A 659-nucleotide genomic window follows, 5' to 3' on the forward strand; every position below is an offset into this window, starting at 1 on the left:
CCTAGAGCCATATTTGTACCTAGTACTATGGCGCTCCCATTAACACATTTGATGATGCACAGAAAACTTAGCTCATGATAGCTTTCAGCTAACAGCTATTCGGAAGCCCGAAAGGATTCAACCGTTTAAGCGTGAACCGTCGATTATAAATACTTTCGTAAGTTAGCTTTAAAGGACGCTTTTAGTCCTTGTAAATACGCATTACGACTCCACAGCTACCAAATCCATACGGCGCCAGCAACCATTAAAACACCCGACACTACTAAAACAATAGTAGAGGCGCGATTGCTGCCTTTCAAAGTATGACCAACACCCACATCCATAACTAGGTGTCGAATTCCGGCTACGAGATGATAAATAAATGAAGAGTATACCAACCAGAAACTAACTTTGCCGAAAGGTGAAGAAAAAATCTCCTTGACTTCATTAAAACCCTTTTCTGACTCCAACGATTTGCTCAGCATATACAGTATCAGTCCCAGAAAAATAAAGAGCATAATTCCTGAAATCCGGTGCAGAATCGATGTAAGCGCCGTGAGAGGAAGCTGAATGGTTCGAATATCAAGATTAACCGGCCGCTTTTTATTCATTTTGACTCCAGTCAACAATTCTAGTGGGGGATTTCAGTTTTCGATCTCATTCATCATAGCAGCTGTAAC

General features: G+C 41.3%; 1 protein-coding gene. It reads right to left on the reverse strand.

The window, feature by feature from the left end:
* Positions 1 to 215: 215 nt before the first annotated feature.
* Positions 216 to 590 (reverse strand): succinate dehydrogenase, cytochrome b556 subunit, encoded by a 375-nt coding sequence (gene sdhC / locus MF6396_RS28095; protein WP_005005993.1) that lies wholly within the window; start codon positions 588 to 590, stop codon positions 216 to 218.
* Positions 591 to 659 lie beyond the last annotated feature (69 nt).

It is taken from the genome of Pseudomonas sp. MF6396 (genome assembly GCF_002018915.1).
GTDB lineage: Bacteria > Pseudomonadota > Gammaproteobacteria > Pseudomonadales > Pseudomonadaceae > Aquipseudomonas > Aquipseudomonas palmensis.